Genomic DNA, 17,460 nt, shown 5'->3' with positions numbered 1-17,460 from the left:
GTTAGCGTGATGAAGTTCTGGAAGTACATTGAAGCGCACCATGAGGATTTTGGCGTTGCACTCTTCGTCATTCCTCCCCTTGTCGCAGTGTTTGCGGTTGCAGTCGTCATTCAGGTGTTATGCGCATTGCTTGAATGAGATTGGGTGCCTTGAGTACACATCATCACACCGATTAACCCCCTACATCCTTCAACCAACAAAGTTGGCGACTTGTGGTGGCCAATACCCCCGCAGCCAAAGCCCGCCTCAAGGCCGCTGCCTACAACCAACCCATAGTGGGCGACGTGCCGATAGCCTTTGTGGTCGTCGGCAAAGTCGGTGGTCATAAAGACCTGCCCAAGCTGATCAAGCCCATGTTTGACAGTGGCTACATCGACCAAGCTGTCTTTAATGGCTGAATTGGCATGGCCAACGGCTCGTATAACGACATTTTGGGAGAGGGGTGTCAAGCGCGGAAGTGACCGAACCGGACTTCGTATCCTACCGGGCAAACGTGGGTGGAAACCCGCAATTTCAACAGAAACGTCCAAGTGCGGCAGATCCCCTCAAACGCTATCCATGTCTTCACCACAAGAAAACACATCACATTCACCTCGCGCCCTCGGGCTACCCAAAATGACAAAGGTCTCGCACATTCTGGCGGCTGCGTTCGCCGCGCTCACGGTTACAACAGCGCGCGCCGATATCCGTATTGGCATGCGCATCTCGCTTACCGGACCAGGCTCTGCCCTTGGTATTCCGCTTCAAAACGGCCTAAGGCTGCGCTGAACAAGTAGCCTTAAAGATCGACCGGTCCTTTGTAATGAAGATGACGACAGAGGTCCATTACATGACGCTGGTGAACAGCATTATTTAATTGGCCCATGGGCAGTGGTCGCTGAAGGCGTTGAGACCAAAGAGGAAACGCAATTGCTGAAGCTTTTGCGATGCGAACAGGCGCAAGATTATTTGTATAGCAAACCCCTCACCGCCAAGGCCTTCGCGGCAAAGTTGTAGCGGCAGAGGTTGTGACTGAGAACCGTACTGGGCACCACGCCCGATGAATACCGCAAAGACGCGCTGACCCCGCAGCGCTAGCCCCAAGCTAGGTTTGGCATTTCTTCACTTCTGCACCAGAATGCAGAGAAGAACATCACCACAGCCTCTCTGAGGAGACAACATAAGTGGACACTGTTGGAACGACTACCCTAGCCGAGGACAAGCCCCGGATCGTGGTGCATTTGGCCGCGGACGCGATGAGCGCCGCCCTGGACCTGTGCCCCTCCGCTGATGGCCACAATGCCACCCTGGAGGAGGTGATGGCCGCGCTGGCAGAGGCTGGCATTACCTATGGGCTGGACCACGAGGCCGTGCTGGCTGCCTGCACCCAGGGTCAAGCCGCACAACTGGTGGTGGCCCGCGGCACAGAACCGGTACACGGGATGGACGCAGCCTTTGAAGCGCTGTCGCTGGACGCATCCGTACGCGCACCCAAGATCGACGCGCAGGGCCTGGTGGACTACCGAGAGTTCAGCGGCATCTGCCTGGTGACACCGGGCGCGCCCCTGATGCGGCGCACACCCGCCAGCTGGGGCAGCGAGGGGCGCACCATCACCGGTAAACCTCTGCCTTCGGTGCCTGGCAAAGATCTGCCATTTGCCGACGGGCTGACGGGGGCCGCGGTGTCGCCCGACGATCCCTACCTGCTGTGCGCCACCATCCAGGGGCAGCCCGTGCTGGTGGCGCAGGGCGTGCAGGTGGAGCCAGTGCTACGCGTGGCAGAGGTGAACCTGGCCACCGGCAATATTTACTTCGATGGCAGCGTGCAGGTGGATGGCGATGTGATGCACAGCATGAAGGTGCAGGCCACGGGCGATGTGTCGGTGGGCGGCACGGTGGAGGGCGGATCGGTCGAGAGCGGAGGCAATGTGCTGGTGGGTGGCGGAATCATCGCCCAGGGCCAGGTGGTCAGCGGTGGGGGTGTGACCGCGCGGTTCACCCAATCGGCCAAGGTGAAAGCCGAGACCGCCATCGTGCTGCACGACATGGCGCTGGAATCAGAACTGCAGGCCGGCAGCCACATCGTGATTGGGGAGAAGACACCGCAAAAGGGCAAGCTGGTCGGCGGCAAGACCGCGGCCATGATGCTGGTGCGCGTGCCCACGCTGGGCTCGCCCAAGTCCGGCACCACCAGCGTGAGTGTTGGGGCCAACCCCGAGCTGGAGCAACGCTACCAGGCACTGCAAGAACGCATCGACAAGGAAAAGGCTAACGAAGACAACCTATCCAAACTGGTGGCGCACCTGACCCAAACGGGAGACCCCAAGGCGATGCTGCCGCGGGTCAGGGCCTCGTGGCAGCAGGCCACCCAAACCTGGGCCAAGTCCTTGGTGGAGCAGACGGAGCTGGATGCGCTGCTGGCCATCACGCGCAACGCCAAGGTGCAGGTGATGCAAGGCACCCTGGGCGCCGTGGAGCTGGCATTTGGCAAGCGAAAAACCACGCTGCACAAAGAGTTTGGCACCGGAGAGTTTTCGGTGGACCCGGACAACAAGATCCAGTTCACCGATGCCGGCGGCCAAGCCTTCCCTATCAGCTAGGGCCTAGGCTCACGCATCAGGCAACGGCCGCATGGGCCGGGGCACCGCCAAAGCGGCTCTCGGCCTGCTTGCGGAACTCAGACGGCGTCATGCCCTTGAGCTCCAGAAAACGGCGGTTGAAATTGGCCACGTTGTTGAAGCCCACGTCGTAGCAAATATTGGTCACATAGCGGTCCGAACTCATGAGCAGCTGACAGGCGCGGTTGATGCGCACGCGATTCACAAAGTCGGTATAGGTGTTGCCCGTGGCGCGGCGAAAGAAGCGCGAGAAACGGCTTTCGCTCATGGCCAACTCGGAGGCCACCTCGGCCGCAGTTTGCGAGTGCGAGGGGTTCTCGGTGATGCGGTTGACGATGGTGTTGATCTGGTCCAGCTCGGCATCGTTTTCCACGCCTCGCATTTGCACGTTAGAGAGCAAGCGGTAGTCGGTGCAGCGCGCCAGGTCACTGGCCAGGTCGCAAAAGGCCGCCACCCGTTTGAGCCCGCGCGAGGACTTCACGGCATGCCAATGCGACGCGGCGGTGTCGGCCATGCCGAAGAACTCGATACCGTGGCGTGCGCGCTCCAGCAGCGGCAGCACTTCAGAAAATTCGGGGATGGCGTGGCAGGCCTGTTCCAGCGGCTCGTGGCGGAACTGGATGACCAGGTCGCGCTGAGGCACGCCTTCGTCGGGCAAATCCAGCGAGATCCAGTTGTGCGGTAGGCGTGGCCCGCACAGCACCAAATGACCAGGCTCAAAGGGGCCAATCCAGTCGCCCACAAAGGCTTTGCCCGAGGTGGCAGTGATCAGGTGCAACTCGTACTCGTCGTGGCAGTGCCAGCGCGCCAGCGGCGTGGGGTAGCCATGGTCTAGGCAACGGATGAAGCCCACCTCGTCGGTGGGCTCATAGCCTAACGACGGGTTGCGGTTGTAGTCCGCTTCCAGCTCAGGCGCCCGGCGTCGATTGACCTGGCTCCCGGGCAGTGCATGCGATTGATGGGGTGCGACCATGGCAACTTCCCTCTGATTGGATTCAAGATCTCACATTACCAGCTTTTGACTTTATTCAGCCCAAATGGTTTTTCACAAAGAGCTGAACCCGCGCATGGCCGACACGCAGCGCATCCAGCAGTTGCGGGCGTGAGGCCAGTGGGCCCCACAACACCGGATCGGCGGCAAAAGCGGCCACCGGGTCGACCGATGCGCAGATGGCATGGGCGGCTGCCGGGTCCATAGCCTGGTCTTGGTAGGTGTAGGCAATTTCGCCCCTGTGCCAGCGCTGCAAGTAAGCCAGAAAAAGGGCGGGCAGCATGGCCACGCTGGCAATGGATTCGCCACGGGCCAGACGCTCGCGGATGGTGGGCACGATGAAGCCGGGGATCTTGGAATACCCGTCCATGGCCACGCGTTGGTTGGTGTCGCAAATGGCGGGGTTGCTGAAGCGGTCCAGCACCACGTCACGGTATTTGCGCAGGTCCAGCGGGCTGGGGTTTTCAGGCGTGTCCAGCACAGGGATGGTGTCGTCGGTCACGTAGTCGTAGGCGATGCGGCGGATCACTGAGTCTTGCGTGCCTTCGTGGATGTACTCGTAGCCCACCAGCGTGCCGGCCCAGGCGATGCAACTGTGGGTGGCGTTCAGCAGGCGGATCTTGGCCTCCTCAAAGGCATCCACCGAGGCCACCATCTCGACACCGACCTTCTCCCATTCCGGGCGGCCGGCAATGAAGTTGTCCTCCATCACCCACTGGATGAAGCTTTCGCCCATGAGGGCTGCGCGGTCATCCCAGCCGGTGGCAGCCTTGACGCGCTCGGCCACATCGGGGGTCGGGCGCGGGGTGATGCGGTCCACCATGGCATTGGGGCTGCTGGTGTGTTGCTCCACCCAGGCTTTGAGTTCAGCGTCGCCCAGTGCATCGATGAACTGCATCAGGCCCGCACGCGAGCGCTCGCCGTTGTGTCGCAGGTTGTCACAGTTCATCAGCGTCACGGGGCCCGCACCGTTGTGCAGGCGCGCGCGCAGGATGCTGACCAGACCGCCGTAGATGGTGTGGCCCGCGCCACCTTGCTTGAACGTGTCCAGGTCCGCGCGCAGGTCTGCAAAGGCTGTCCAGTCCAGCTGGTTTTTGGCGTCCAGGTAATAGCCAGCTTCAGTCACCGTGAAAGAGATGATGCGCGTGGCCGGCTCAGCACCGGCAGCAATCAGGGGCGCCAGATCGTCCTGGTAGGGAATGACTGCCTGGATGGACTCGATGCGGGTGTAGCTGCGCTCTCCCTGGGGCGTCACGGTCTCCAGCGTGTAGGCACCGCCCTGCGCTTGCAGGGCCGCCATGGTGTCCGCCATGTCCGGACGCAGGTTGCCACCGGTGATGGACCAGCGCGTGTCGCCCTGCTGGCGCAGTTGGTGGACATAGAGCGCTTGGTGTGCGCGGTGGAACGAACCCAGTCCGAGGTGAAGAATCGTATACATGGTCAGGCGTGGAAAAGGTTAACTCTCAAAATCACTCAAAGATCAAACTGGGTGGGCATCATCACGACGTCGCGGATGGTCATGCCGCGCGGACGCGTGAGCATGAACAGCACCACGTTGGCCACTTCGGACGCCTCCAGCAAACTGCCTTTGGCCTTGGCCTCTTCCAGTTTTTCGGCAGGCCAGTCCGCCAGCAGCGAGGTGATGACAGGGCCCGGCGAGATGGAACCTACGCGGATGCCGTGCTTGAAGACTTGGCGACGCACGGTCTGCACAAAGCAATTAATCGCCCATTTGGACGAGGCGTACACCGGCTCCCACGGGGTGGGGAAATGCGCCGCCAGCGAGCTGGTGACGATGATGTCGCCCACGCCGCGCTCAATCATGTGGGGCAGCACGTTGTGCACGTTCTTCATCACCACATTCACGTTCAGGTTGAGCATGCGGTCGATGGCATCGGGATCGGAATCAACCAGATCGCCGCCCACATACAAACCGGCATTGGCATGGAAGACATCGAGCCGGCCGGCAAGCGCCAGCACCCGCGCCAGCAGCGTGGCGCACTGCTTGGCATCCAGCAGGTCCAGCACCAGCGGCAGGGCCTGGGGGCCCAGCTCTGCACAGGCCCTGCCCAGCGCAGCCTCGTCGCGGTCCACCAAGACCACGCGTGCCCCCGCCTCCACCATCGCGCGCGCGCTGGCCAGACCGATGCCAGAAGCGGCGCCGGTCACGGCGGCTACCCGGCCTTGCAAAGGGGTTGTTGTGTTGGTGTTCATGGCGTTCAGCGGTATGGTTCGAATCAGTGCTTGCCAGCTGCCACCACGCGGCCATTGGCATCAAACAGGTGGGCCGAATCGCCATCGATCTGCACGCCCACCGCCGAGCCCACTTGCAGCTCGGTGCGCGTGTTCAGGCGCGACACCAGCTGGGCGCCACTGTCGGTACTGACGTAAATCAGGGTCTCGGCGCCCAGGGCTTCGATGAGCTCTACCTTGGCTTGCACCTGGCCCTGGCCCACACCCACCAGGGTGAGGTTTTCGGGGCGCAGGCCAATGGCGCCCAGCGCGGGCACGGCGAAGCCGGCCACGGTGGTGACTTGGGGCAGCTTGGCCGCCTCAATCACGTTCATCTGCGGGGTACCGATGAACTGCGCCACAAACTGATTGGCGGGGCGGTCGTACAGCTCCAGCGGCGTGCCGACCTGTTCGATGTTGCCGTCGCGCAGCACCACCACGCGGTCGGCCAGGGTCATGGCTTCCACCTGGTCGTGCGTCACGTAGATGGTGGTGGCGCCCAGATCGCGGTGCAGCTTGGCAATCTCGATGCGGGTCTGGCCACGCAGTGCGGCGTCCAGGTTGGAGAGCGGTTCGTCAAACAAAAACACCTTGGGCGCTCGCACGATGGCGCGACCAATGGCCACACGCTGGCGCTGGCCACCGGACAGCTCTTTGGGTGTGCGCTCCAGGTAGGCGGTGAGGTTCAGGATCTTGGCCGCGCGGTCTACCTTTTCCTTGATGACGGCGGGGTCCACATTGGCGAGCTTGAGCGCAAAGCTCATGTTTTCGAACACGCTCATGTGGGGGTAGAGGGCATAGCTCTGGAACACCATGGCCAAGTCGCGCTTGCTCGAAGGCAGGTGGGTGATGTCGCGGCCGTCCAGATGCAGACTGCCGTTGTCGATGGCTTCCAGGCCGGCAATGAGGCGCAGCAACGTGGACTTGCCGCAGCCCGAGGGGCCAACAAACACGACGAATTCGCCAGGCTGGATGTCCAGGTCGATGCCCTTGATGACGCGGTGTTCGCCAAACAGTTTTTCAACGCCGCTGAGTTTGAGGTAAGACATGAGAGTGGTCTCCTGATCTGATCTTTATTGGTTTACTTGACGGCGCCGAAGGTCAGGCCTTGCACCAGTTGTTTTTGGCTGAACCAGCCGAAGACCACGATGGGGCCAATGGCCATGAAGGAGGCGGCGGACAGCTTGGCCCAGAACAGGCCCTCGGGGCTGGAGTACGAGGCAATCAGCGTGGCCAGCGTGCCGGCCTTGGCCGCACTCAGGTTGAGCGACCAGAAGGCTTCGTTCCAGCTCAGCACCAGGGTGAGCAGGCCGGTAGAGGCCAGGCCACCCATGGTGAGTGGCAGCAGCACGTGGCGGAACTCTTGCCACAGCGTGGCGCCGTCCATGCGCGAGGCTTCCAGAATCTCGGCCGGAATCTCCTTCAGGTAGGAGTACAGCATCCACACCATGATGGGCAGGTTGGACAGCGTGAAGACGATGACCAGGCCGGTGCGCGTGTCCAGCAGACCGCTGGTTTGCGCCATCACGTACACAGGCACCAGGGCGCCCACGGCGGGCATCATCTTGGTGGAGAGCATCCACATCAGGATGTCCTTGGTGTACTTGCCCTTGAAGAAGGCCATGGCGTAGGCCGCGGGGAAAGCCAGTGCCAGCCCCAGGATGGTGGAGGCCACGCTGGTGATCAGCGAGTTGGTGGCGTACAGCATGTAGTCGCTGCGCTCCTGCACGATCTCGAAGTTCTCCAGCGTGGGCGGGAAGAACAGCAGCGGCGGCACCGAGATAGCCTGCAACTCGGTCTTGAAGGCGGTCAGCACCAGCCAGCCCAGCGGGAAAAAGAGCACAAAGGTCACGGCCCAGGCACTCAAGGTGCGCAGCCAATGCAACCACGGAAAGCTTTTGCGTTGTGTCATGGAGTGCTCACTTGTCCAGGTTTTTGCCGACCATGCGGATCAGGAAGACTGCGGCAATGTTGGCCAGCACCACGGCGAACATGGCGCCCGCAGAGGCCACACCGGCGTCAAAGTTCAGCAGCGCCTGCTTGAAGATCAGGAAGGCCACGTTGGTACTCGCGTCGCCCGGACCGCCACCAGTGGTGGTGTAGATCTCGGCGAAGACGCTGAGCAAGAAGATCATTTCAATCATCACCACGATGGCCACCGAGCGGGCCAGGTGCGGCAGGTACAGGTAGCGCAGCTGCTGCAGGTAGTTGGCGCCGTCCATGCGCGAGGCTTCTAGCTGCTCGCGGTTCATGCTTTGCAGCGAGGTGATGAAGATCAGCGTGGCAAACGGCAACCACTGCCAGGACACGATGATGATGACGCTGAACAACGGAAAGTCCGTCAGCCAGTCCACCGGCGTGGCACCAAAGAAATGCCAGACCTGGGCCAGCACGCCGTAGATGGGGTTCATCATCATGTGCTTCCACAACAGCGCATTCACCGTGGGCATGACGAAGAAGGGAGAAATCAACAAAATGCGCACCAGACCACGACCCAGAAACGGTTCGTCGATCAGCAGGGCCACCAGGGTGCCGCCAATCACGGTGATCAGGATCACACTGCCCAGCAACAGCAACGTATTCATGACGGCCGTGCCAAAGGACGGATCGGTCATGAAGTAGATGTAGTTTTCCAGACCGACGAAGCCCACTTTGTCGGGTTGCATCAGGTTGTAATGGATGACCGAGAAATACAGGGTCATCACCAAGGGCACGATCATCCACAGGAACAGGGATAGAACGGCCGGCGCCATCAAGGCACGGGGAATAAAGCGACTCATACAACGACCTCGCGGGAAAAAGGGCGCGCGGAGGAGACCCCGCGCGCCTGAAAGTCCACCAACCGGAGAGGAGGGTTTACTTGTAGTAGCCCGCCTTCTTCATTTCGCGGTCAGCCGCGGCTTGAGAGGCTTTGAGGGCGTCGTCTACGGATTTCTTGCCAGCCAGCGCTGCGCTCATTTCCTGGCCCACGGTGGCGCCGATGGCCTGGAACTCAGGGATGGCCGCGAACTGCACGCCAACATAAGGGCTCTTGGGCAGGGTGCTGTCATTGGGGTTGGCCGAGTCAATCGCCGCTTTTTCAGCAGCAGCAAACTTTGCAGCCTTCGTGAACTCAGGATTGGCGTAGGTGCTCTTGCGGGTACCGGTTGGCACGTGGGCCCAGCCATTGGTCTTGGCCACCAGCTCGATGTATTCCTTGGATGTTGCCCAAGTCACAAACTTTGTCGCAGCGTCCACTTTCTTGGAGCCCGATGGAATGGCCAGCGCCCATGCCCACAACCAGTTGGCACCCTTGGGGGTTACCGCGGTAGGAGCCTGTGCAAACGCCACCTTGTCAGCCACTTTGGACTGCTTGGGGTCGGTGATGAAGGACGCTGCGATGGTGGCGTCGATCCACATGCCGCACTTGCCTTCGTTATACAGCGCCAGGATTTCGTTGAAGCTGTTGGCCGACGAACCGGGAGGGCCGTAGTTCTTCAGCAGGTCCACGTAGAAGTTGATGGAATCCTTCCAGGGCTGGCTTTCCAGTTGGGGTTTCCAGTTCATGTCGAACCATTGGCCGCCGTTGGTATTCACCAGCGTAGACAGGAAGGCCATGTTGTCGCCCCAACCTGGCTTGCCGCGCAAGCAGATGCCGTACACGCCGTTCTTGGGATCGTGGATCTTGGCGGCCAGGGCCTTGATGTCGGTCCAGGTGGGCTTGTCAGCCACTTTGATGCCGGCCTTGTCAGCCAGATCCTTGCGGTACATCAGCATGGAGGATTCGCCGTAGAAGGGCACTGCAAACATCTTGCCGTCTACCGACAGGCCATTGCGCATGGCGGGCAGGATGTCGTCTGCATCGTATTTGGCGTCAGTCTTGAGTTCCTGCAGCCAGCCTTTTTTGCCCCAGATGGGGGTTTCGTACATGCCGATGGTCATCACGTCGAACTGGCCGCCCTTGGTGGCGATGTCCGTCGTCACGCGCTGGCGCAGCACGCCTTCTTCCAGCGTCACCCACTTCAGCTTGATGTCGGGGTTGGCGGTTTCGAAGTTCTTGCTGAGCTTCTGCATTTCGATCATGTGGCCGTTGTTCACGGTGGCCACAACGAGTTCTGTTTGTGCGTATGCGGCGCTGGCCAGCAAACCAAATGCCAGGGCCAAAGATGCCTTGAGTTTCATGTTTTGTCTCCTAATGGAAGTTCGGGTGTTCAGCCAATGCCAACGATGCATCGACAGGCCTGAATAGTAGAAGTCACCCCTTGGCGAGGTTGATACTTTTGGAACGATTGACAGTATTCGCATGCAAAAACTAGTCAGGGTTTTCCCATATACACGCGATAACGTATTGATTTGTGGAAATTTTGGCGAAGTTACGCGGCGCATCTCTCAGATGTTTAGGTAATTAAGAACTGAGAAAACAGTAGTTCTTGTTTTAACGACAGGCTTTCAGAATCCACCCCATCGCACTGTTGCGTTGCTTTTCTGGAGTTTGTTTCATGGCCCACCGTCGCCACCTTCTGAACCTTGCCGTGGCTGCTGCCCTGGTCAGCGCCGCCGCAGGCGCCTTGGCCCAGCAAGCGGTCACCCTGCTCAACGTGTCCTACGACCCGACCCGCGAGCTGTACGTCGAATTCAACGCCGCCTTTGCCAAGTACTGGAAGGCCAAAACCGGGCAGGACGTGACCATCAAGCAAAGCCACGGCGGTTCGGGCAAGCAGGCCCGTTCGGTGATTGACGGCCTGGATGCCGACGTGGTGACCCTGGCCCTGGCCGGGGATACCAACGCCATTGTGAAAAACGGTGGCTGGATCAACCCCGACTGGCAGAAGCGCCTGCCCCACAACGCCACGCCCTATGCGTCCACCATCGTGTTCGCCGTGCGTGAAGGCAACCCCAAGAAGATCAAGGACTGGGACGATCTGATTCGCCCCGACGTGAAGGTGATTACCCCCAACCCCAAGACCTCGGGCGGTGCCCGCTGGAACTACCTGGCCGCTTGGGAGTTTGCCAAACGCAAATACGGCGGTGACGCGAAAGCCAAGGAATTCGTCGCCAAGTTGTTTGCCAACGTGCCGATTCTGGACACCGGCGCGCGCGGCTCCACCATCACCTTTGCGCAGCGCGCCCAGGGCGACGTGCTGATTGCCTGGGAGAACGAAGCGTATTTGCTAGAAAAAGAATTCGGCGCCAAGTTTGATGTGATCGCGCCCCCGCTGTCCATCCTGGCCGAGCCCGCGGTAGCCGTGGTGGACAAAAACGTGGACAAGAAAGGCACCCGTGCCGTGGCCGAGGAGTACCTGAAGTACCTGTACTCCGAAGAAGGCCAGGACATTGCCGGCAAGAACTTCTACCGCCCTGTGATTTCCGAGAAGGCGAAGGCCAAGTACGCCAAGCAATTCCAGCCTCTGAAGCTCTTCACCATCGAAGAAGCCTTTGGCGGTTGGGAGAAAGCGGATGCAGCGCACTTTGCCGATGGCGCCAGCTTCGACCAGATCTACACCAAGAAATAAGCATGTCCGTCCTACTCATCGCAGGCAGTCCGTCAGAGCGTTCGCGCACCGCCGCCCTGCTGGAAGCCGCGGGCCAGCGCCTGGAAGCACGCGGTGTGCTGGTGGACCGGCTGCGCGTGCGGGACCTGTCACCCCAAGCCCTGCTGCTGGCGGACTTTGGCCACCCCTCCATCAGCCAGGCCACAGGCCAGGTGGCAGAGGCGGACGTGATCATCGTGGCCACCCCGGTCTACAAGGCGGCGTACAGCGGCGTGCTTAAGGTGTTTCTGGACCTGCTCCCGCAAAGCGGCTTCAAAAACAAGGTGGTGCTGCCGCTGGCTACCGGTGGCAGCCCGCACCACATGCTGGCGCTGGACTACTCGCTGCGCCCGGTGCTGCAGTCACTGGGTGCCAAGCACATCCTGCCCGGCATCTACGCCACCGACGCCCAGGTCACGGTGTCGGAAAGCGGCAGTTACCAGGTCAGCGCAGACATTGGCGCGCGCCTGGACGACGCCGTGCACACCCTGATCACCGAAACCCTGCAGACCGGGCTGGCCATTGCCACGCGGTTTGCGCCGGTTGCGTTTTCAAAGGTGCAGTACAGCTCCTGAGCCATCCCGACCACTCTTCTTTTTTCCAGGAAACCCATGTCCATCCAAGCCATCAACGTACGCAACCAGTTCAAAGGCAAAGTGCGCGAAATCATCCGCGGCGACGTCGTCTCCGAGATCGATGTCGAAACCCCATGGGGCATCGTCACCTCCGTCATCACCACCCGATCAGTAGACGATCTACAGCTCAAGATCGGCTCGGATGTCGTCGCCTTGGTCAAATCCACAGAGGTGTCTATCGCCAAACTGTGATTCGCTGAAGCCCGCGAGATAGCCCCGCGGAATTCAGCCTTATCGTGACCAGTACTTCCACGACTATGACAACGGTTACTTATTCTTCGCCTATCACGAACCGATACCTGCTATAACAAAGTAACGGTTTGCCAAGGCCTAAGAATTCATCTTGTCTTTCAGGTCGCGTTTCTCGCGACGATGTTCTAAAGAAAAAATCCCGCTTGGTTGTAGAGATTGGTTTTTTAAAACCAAGGGGGTTCTATTGTGAACAATGCACACGCGCCGCAACCGCTGGCGAAATCGCTTACGGGCATACGCGGTCTGGATGAGATTACCGAGGGCGGGCTGCCCAAAGGGCGACCCAGTCTGATCTGCGGCAACGCCGGCTGTGGCAAGACCATTTTGGCGATGGAGTTCTTGCTGCACGGAGCCATTGACTATGGCGAGCCCGGTGTCTTTGTGTCATTCGAAGAAACCGACGACGACCTGATCAGCAACTTCGGTGCACTGGGTTACGACCTCAAAGACCTGGAGGCGCGCCGCCTGCTTGGTCTTGAATATGTCTACATTGAGCGCAGCGAAATAGAGGAAGCGGGCGACTACAACCTGGACGGCCTCTTCATCCGCCTGGGACAGGCCATTGACGCTATTGGCGCCAAAAGAATTGTGCTGGACACGATAGAAACGCTGTTCGGCGGTTTGACCAACGGCGCCATCCTGCGCGCAGAGCTACGTCGCTTGTTTCGTTGGTTCAAGGACCGGGGTGTGACAGCTGTCATCACCGGTGAACGGGGCGAACGCACCTTGACGCGCTATGGGCTGGAAGAATATGTGGCCGACTGCGTGATCCTGTTGGACCTGCGCGTGGACGAGCAAATTGCCACCCGGCGCCTGCGCATCGTCAAATACCGCGGCAGTGAACACGGAGCCAACGAATATCCCTTTCTTATCGACAAACAGGGGATTTCGATACTCCCGATCACGTCTCTGGGGCTGGACCATACGGTGTCCGACGAGCGGATTTCCAGCGGCATTCCGCGCCTGGACACGATGCTCAGCGGTGAAGGGTATTTCCGCGGAAGTTCCATTCTGGTGTCCGGTACGGCAGGTTCGGGCAAGAGCAGTGTGTCCGCCAAATTTGTCGATGCCGCATGCAGTCGCGGCGAGAAATGTCTATTTTTCGCATTTGAAGAATCGCCGCAGCAGATCATGCGCAATATGCGCTCCATCGGCATCGACCTGGCGCCATGGGTAGCACAAGGGCTGTTGCGCTTCCACGCCTCGCGTCCGTCGGTGCATGGCTTGGAGATGCATTTGGTGACCATGCACAAGCTCATTCTGGAATGGGATCCAGCCATCGTCGTGGTGGATCCGATTTCTGCCTTGACGGTGGTCGGTTCCGACACGGAAGCCAAATCGATGCTGACCCGGTTGATCGATTTTCTGAAGACCCGCAAAGTCACCACCTTGCTGACCGGCTTGACCAGTATCAGCGACAAACTCGAGGCGAGCACCGAAGAAATCCCCTCGCTTATCGACACTTGGTTGAGCCTGCGCGACATTGAATACAAAGGCGAGCGCAACCGCGGCATGTATATCCTGAAATCGCGGGGCATGGCGCACTCCAACCAGATCCGTGAATTCATTCTGAGCGACAAGGGCATCGACCTGGTCGACGTCTACCTGGGGCCTGAAGGGGTCTTGACCGGTGCGGCCCGGGTTGGCCAGGAGTCGCAGGACAAATCCGGGGCGGTGGTGCGGCAACAAGAGCTGCAGCGCAAGAAGCGGGAATACGAGCGCAAGCGCCAGGCGCTGGAAGCCAATATCGCGGCCCTGCACGAAGAGTTCGACACCGCCACCGAAATCATCGACAGCCTGTCTGAAGAAGAACAGCAACGGGACGCCGTCATGGTCCATGACCGGGCCGACATGGCCAAGTTGCGGCGCGCGGATCTGGCAGCCATCTAATTTTTAAGAAAAAGTGAGGTTCGCACCATGCTTGAGTTAATCACCGGAACGGAAAGAACACATTCAACGATGCCGCAGATGCCAGGAAAACAATGGATGCTGCGCTTGTACGTCGCGGGGCAAACCGTCAAATCGGCCGTCGCACGCGCCAATCTGCACCGTATTTGCGAAGAGCATATGCCCGACCGCTATCACGTCGATGTCATCGACTTATTGGAGAACCCGAAGTTGGCCAAGGGCGATCAAATCTTCGCGCTGCCAACCCTGGTTCGCAGCATGCCAATGCCGATCAAAAAGATCATTGGCGATCTCTCCAATACGGAGCGGGTGTTGGTCGGTCTGGACATCCACCCGGGCAAGTGAGACTCCCTATGCGCCTACTAAGCCCTTGATGCCTAACGCCTCGCCCCTGCGCCTGGTCTATTCGGCACCCGCACAGCGGCAGCACTACGCTTTCCATTTGTACGTGGTGGGCATGTCCGCCCATTCCATGCGCGCCATGGAGTGTGTCAAACGCCTCTGTGAAGGGCGCCTGCAGGGGCGCGTTCAGTTGAAGATCGTCGACCTCTTGTTGCAACCCTCTTTGGCGAAAGAAGAGAACGTGATTGCGGTGCCGACGCTGATCCGCACGTTTCCACTCCCCGTGCGACGCATGATCGGCGACCTTTCCGATGTCTCTGCTCTGCTGCAAGAAGTTGACGGCCACTGGGAGGATGCGCCATGACCGAGCTCGCGTCCGTCACGTATCTCACACCTGCACCGTCCGATGAACTGGCGGACTTGCGTGCACGCCTGCGGGAAGCGGAAGAAACATTGGATGCGATACGCTACGGCCGCGTTGATGCCCTGGTGGTCTCCAAGCACGACGAGGCAAAAATCTTTACCCTGCAGGGCGCCGAGCACACCTACCGCCTGATGGTCGAAGCCATGAACGAAGGCGTCATGACCCTGGCAACGGACGGCACGATTCTGTATTGCAACCATTGCTTTGCGGAGATGCTGAAGTGTCCATCAGACCAACTGGTAGGGACGTTGTTGCAGACCTTTGTTGTGCCGTCTGGGGTTGCGACGGTTGAGCAGATGCTGCTGGGGACCATGCTCCAGAAAGCCGAGGTCCTGTTGCGTGATGCCCAGGGCACAGCGCTCCCAGTGCTACTGTCACCCAGAATCCTGCAGGTCAAGGATGAGCCGACCATCCTGTACATGGTTGCGATGGATTTGACGTCGTACAAGCTGATTGAAAACGCCTTGCGCGACGCGGAGCACAAATACCGCACCATTTTCGAGAATGCGGTCGAAGGGATTTTTCAGATTGACCGTGACGGCCAGTACATGAACATCAACCCGGCGATGGTGCGCATTTTTCGCGCCCCGTCGTTGGAGCAACTGACAGCCTGCCTGAACGATCCGGCCAGTCCGATTTTTGTTGATCCTGAGGGGCGTTCCGAATGCATGCGATTACTCCGCAATTCGGGGGAAGTCGTTAACCTCGAATCCCAAGTTCACGGCGCGGACCAGCAGATGATCTGGATCACCGAAACGGTTCGTGCTGTTCGCAACCTGGCCGGAGAAGTGCAGTTTTATGAAGGCTGCATTGAGGATGTCAGCGAGCGCAAGCAATACGAAGGCCAGTTGCTGTACCAGGCCAGCTACGACACCTTGACAGGCTTGTCCAACCGCTGCCGTTTGCAGGATCGTCTGCAACTGGCCATTCTCTCGGCGGAGCGCTACAAGTACCAACTCACGGTCGCGTTCATCGATCTGGACCAGTTCAAATTCATCAACGATAGCCTGGGCCACTTCACTGGCGACCAGCTGCTCAAAACGGTGGCGCAGCGCCTGCAATCTTGCCTGCGCGAGAGCGATACGGTGGCACGGTATGGTGGTGACGAGTTTGTCGTGGTGATCAACCATTCCAACGAAGCCGTAATTTCCTTGCTGATGTCCAAGATACTCGCCTCGGTTGCAGAGCCTGTCGTGGTCGATGGCCAAGAACTACAGGTCACCTGCAGCATTGGTTTTAGCGTGTATCCCATCGACGGCCTGGATGCACAGACCCTGTTACGCAACGCAGACGCGGCGATGTACCGTGCCAAGGAGCAGGGCCGCAACAATGCCCAGTTTTATACAGAGGAGTTGAACCAAAAGATACGCAAAAGGATGGCGATGGAGTTGATGTTGCGTCACGCTTTGGAGCGCAACGAATTCCTCCTGCATTACCAACCGCAAGTCGGTTTGCAAACGGGTGCCATTGTCGGGGTGGAAGCACTGATACGCTGGAAGCCTGGCGCGCAGGAAATGATTTCACCGACGGATTTCATTCCATTGGCCGAGGAGCTGGGCTTGATCGTTCCCATCGGTGAATGGGTACTCAAGACCGCCTGCGCACAAATGAAAACTTGGCACAACGCCGGCCTGCCGAAAGTCAGTGTGTCGGTCAATTTGTCCGCGCGCCAATTCAAGCAGCCGAACTTGGTGGAAGTCATTGCACGGGTACTGCAAGAAACCGGCCTGGATGCCCGCTATCTCGAACTGGAGTTGACCGAGAGCATGGTGATGGACAACGTCGAAGTGGTCGTGTTAACGCTTGGCAAACTCAAGGCGATGGGAATCAAGCTGTCGATCGACGATTTCGGCACCGGGTATTCCAGCCTCAGCTACCTGAAGCAATTCCCCATAGATATTCTGAAAATAGACCAGTCATTCGTCAAAGATCTCACCAACGATCGCAATGACGCGGCGATTGTGCGTTCCATCATTGCGTTGGCGCACAGCCTGAAGCTCTCAGTGATTGCTGAGGGTGTAGAGACCGAAGAACAACTGAACTATCTGCGCGCTCACGTCTGCGATGCCGTGCAGGGCTACTACTTTAGTCGGCCAGTATCCGCAGCCGACTGTAGAGAACTTCTCAATCGTTGACCGGATCTGGCGCATATTTGTCACCCACCTGCTCACGCAGTGGATGCGTGTCGTACACGATATGCATGCTGCCGATGCGAATGCTGTCTTTCCGAAAACTGAAGACGTCCACACAGGTGAAGTCGACCAATCTTCCATCGCTCAGCGTCCAGTCATAGCGAAAATACGCGGCCACCCGCACTGTGTCGTCAACCGCTTGCACAGAGGCAAACAGGTCAATCAGCGTGATCACGCTCTTGCTCGACGCCAGCGCCAACTTGGGAAAAAAGTCCACCGCCTTCATGACCCCGAGAAACGGGGAGTGGACAACGCCGTCGTCTTCGAACGCAGAAACCAATGCCTTCGTATCGCTGGCATGCAGGTGGATGAGGTAATCGCGCACGGCATCTAAGTGTTGTTGGCTCATGGAAGGCTCTCTTGTGGTTGCAATGGCC

General features: G+C 59.3%; 18 protein-coding genes. 10 read left to right on the top strand and 8 right to left on the bottom strand.

Annotation, left to right across the window (positions count from 1 at the left end; genetic code table 11):
- Positions 1 to 9 precede the first annotated feature (9 nt).
- The 3 genes from AC1DZ5_RS05235 (at position 10) to AC1DZ5_RS05225 (ending at position 2,579) form a co-directional block, all read left to right on the top strand.
- Complete coding sequence (locus AC1DZ5_RS05235; RefSeq protein ID WP_477886773.1) at positions 10 to 138, top strand: hypothetical protein; 129 nt, start codon at positions 10 to 12, stop codon at positions 136 to 138.
- Between the two features lie 77 nt (positions 139 to 215).
- Positions 216 to 398, top strand: coding sequence for a hypothetical protein (locus AC1DZ5_RS05230; RefSeq protein ID WP_477886771.1), 183 nt, complete (start codon positions 216 to 218; stop codon positions 396 to 398).
- Between the two features lie 765 nt (positions 399 to 1,163).
- Positions 1,164 to 2,579 (top strand): DUF342 domain-containing protein, encoded by a 1,416-nt coding sequence (locus AC1DZ5_RS05225; protein WP_477886769.1) that lies wholly within the window; start codon positions 1,164 to 1,166, stop codon positions 2,577 to 2,579.
- Positions 2,580 to 2,595: 16 nt separating this feature from the next.
- Here the strand turns inward: AC1DZ5_RS05225 and AC1DZ5_RS05220 are convergent, their stop codons facing one another.
- The 7 genes from AC1DZ5_RS05220 to AC1DZ5_RS05190 all read right to left on the bottom strand — a co-directional run bounded on the left by AC1DZ5_RS05220 (position 2,596) and on the right by AC1DZ5_RS05190 (position 9,981).
- Positions 2,596 to 3,570 (bottom strand): AraC family transcriptional regulator, encoded by a 975-nt coding sequence (locus tag AC1DZ5_RS05220; protein WP_477886767.1) that lies wholly within the window; start codon positions 3,568 to 3,570, stop codon positions 2,596 to 2,598.
- 55 nt (positions 3,571 to 3,625) lie between these two features.
- Positions 3,626 to 5,026 (bottom strand): D-arabinitol 4-dehydrogenase, encoded by a 1,401-nt coding sequence (gene dalD / locus AC1DZ5_RS05215; protein WP_477886766.1) that lies wholly within the window; start codon positions 5,024 to 5,026, stop codon positions 3,626 to 3,628.
- Between the two features lie 35 nt (positions 5,027 to 5,061).
- Positions 5,062 to 5,802: an SDR family oxidoreductase gene (locus AC1DZ5_RS05210; protein WP_477886765.1), complete on the bottom strand. Its 741-nt coding sequence runs from the start codon at positions 5,800 to 5,802 to the stop codon at positions 5,062 to 5,064.
- A gap of 23 nt (positions 5,803 to 5,825) precedes the next feature.
- Positions 5,826 to 6,869 (bottom strand): ABC transporter ATP-binding protein, encoded by a 1,044-nt coding sequence (locus AC1DZ5_RS05205; protein WP_477886764.1) that lies wholly within the window; start codon positions 6,867 to 6,869, stop codon positions 5,826 to 5,828.
- 32 nt (positions 6,870 to 6,901) lie between these two features.
- Positions 6,902 to 7,732: a carbohydrate ABC transporter permease gene (locus AC1DZ5_RS05200; RefSeq protein ID WP_477886763.1), complete on the bottom strand. Its 831-nt coding sequence runs from the start codon at positions 7,730 to 7,732 to the stop codon at positions 6,902 to 6,904.
- 7 nt (positions 7,733 to 7,739) lie between these two features.
- Entirely contained in the window at positions 7,740 to 8,600 is an 861-nt protein-coding gene (locus tag AC1DZ5_RS05195; protein ID WP_310342961.1) for a carbohydrate ABC transporter permease, read from the bottom strand.
- A gap of 76 nt (positions 8,601 to 8,676) precedes the next feature.
- Positions 8,677 to 9,981, bottom strand: a complete 1,305-nt coding sequence (locus AC1DZ5_RS05190) for an ABC transporter substrate-binding protein (protein ID WP_477886760.1) — start codon at positions 9,979 to 9,981, stop codon at positions 8,677 to 8,679.
- Between the two features lie 317 nt (positions 9,982 to 10,298).
- Between AC1DZ5_RS05190 and AC1DZ5_RS05185 the strand changes: the two genes are divergently transcribed.
- The 7 genes from AC1DZ5_RS05185 to AC1DZ5_RS05155 all read left to right on the top strand — a co-directional run bounded on the left by AC1DZ5_RS05185 (position 10,299) and on the right by AC1DZ5_RS05155 (position 17,026).
- Positions 10,299 to 11,312, top strand: coding sequence for a sulfate ABC transporter substrate-binding protein (locus AC1DZ5_RS05185; RefSeq protein WP_477886758.1), 1,014 nt, complete (start codon positions 10,299 to 10,301; stop codon positions 11,310 to 11,312).
- Between the two features lie 2 nt (positions 11,313 to 11,314).
- Complete coding sequence (ssuE, locus tag AC1DZ5_RS05180) at positions 11,315 to 11,905, top strand: NADPH-dependent FMN reductase (RefSeq protein WP_477886756.1); 591 nt, start codon at positions 11,315 to 11,317, stop codon at positions 11,903 to 11,905.
- Between the two features lie 36 nt (positions 11,906 to 11,941).
- Positions 11,942 to 12,157 carry a TOBE domain-containing protein gene (locus AC1DZ5_RS05175; RefSeq protein ID WP_477886754.1) on the top strand — a complete coding sequence of 72 codons (216 nt, stop codon included), beginning with the start codon at positions 11,942 to 11,944 and terminating at the stop codon, positions 12,155 to 12,157.
- A 246-nt stretch (positions 12,158 to 12,403) separates the two neighbouring features.
- A complete protein-coding gene (kaiC, locus tag AC1DZ5_RS05170) occupies positions 12,404 to 14,107 on the top strand; it encodes a circadian clock protein KaiC (protein ID WP_477886752.1) in 1,704 nt (567 codons plus the stop codon).
- A gap of 27 nt (positions 14,108 to 14,134) precedes the next feature.
- Positions 14,135 to 14,470, top strand: coding sequence for a circadian clock KaiB family protein (locus tag AC1DZ5_RS05165; RefSeq protein WP_477886750.1), 336 nt, complete (start codon positions 14,135 to 14,137; stop codon positions 14,468 to 14,470).
- Between the two features lie 28 nt (positions 14,471 to 14,498).
- Positions 14,499 to 14,831: a circadian clock KaiB family protein gene (locus AC1DZ5_RS05160; protein WP_477886748.1), complete on the top strand. Its 333-nt coding sequence runs from the start codon at positions 14,499 to 14,501 to the stop codon at positions 14,829 to 14,831.
- Entirely contained in the window at positions 14,828 to 17,026 is a 2,199-nt protein-coding gene (locus tag AC1DZ5_RS05155) for a putative bifunctional diguanylate cyclase/phosphodiesterase (RefSeq protein WP_477886746.1), read from the top strand. Before AC1DZ5_RS05160 ends, AC1DZ5_RS05155 begins: the two co-directional genes overlap by 4 nt.
- Here the strand turns inward: AC1DZ5_RS05155 and AC1DZ5_RS05150 are convergent.
- Positions 17,016 to 17,432 carry a nuclear transport factor 2 family protein gene (locus tag AC1DZ5_RS05150; RefSeq protein ID WP_477886744.1) on the bottom strand — a complete coding sequence of 139 codons (417 nt, stop codon included), beginning with the start codon at positions 17,430 to 17,432 and terminating at the stop codon, positions 17,016 to 17,018. The genes AC1DZ5_RS05155 and AC1DZ5_RS05150 overlap by 11 nt on opposite strands.
- Positions 17,433 to 17,460 lie beyond the last annotated feature (28 nt).

It is taken from the genome of Rhodoferax sp. P1_F3 (genome assembly GCF_056405715.1).
Note: the sequence above shows the minus strand (reverse complement) of the source record. Positions and strands in the feature narration are given on the sequence as shown.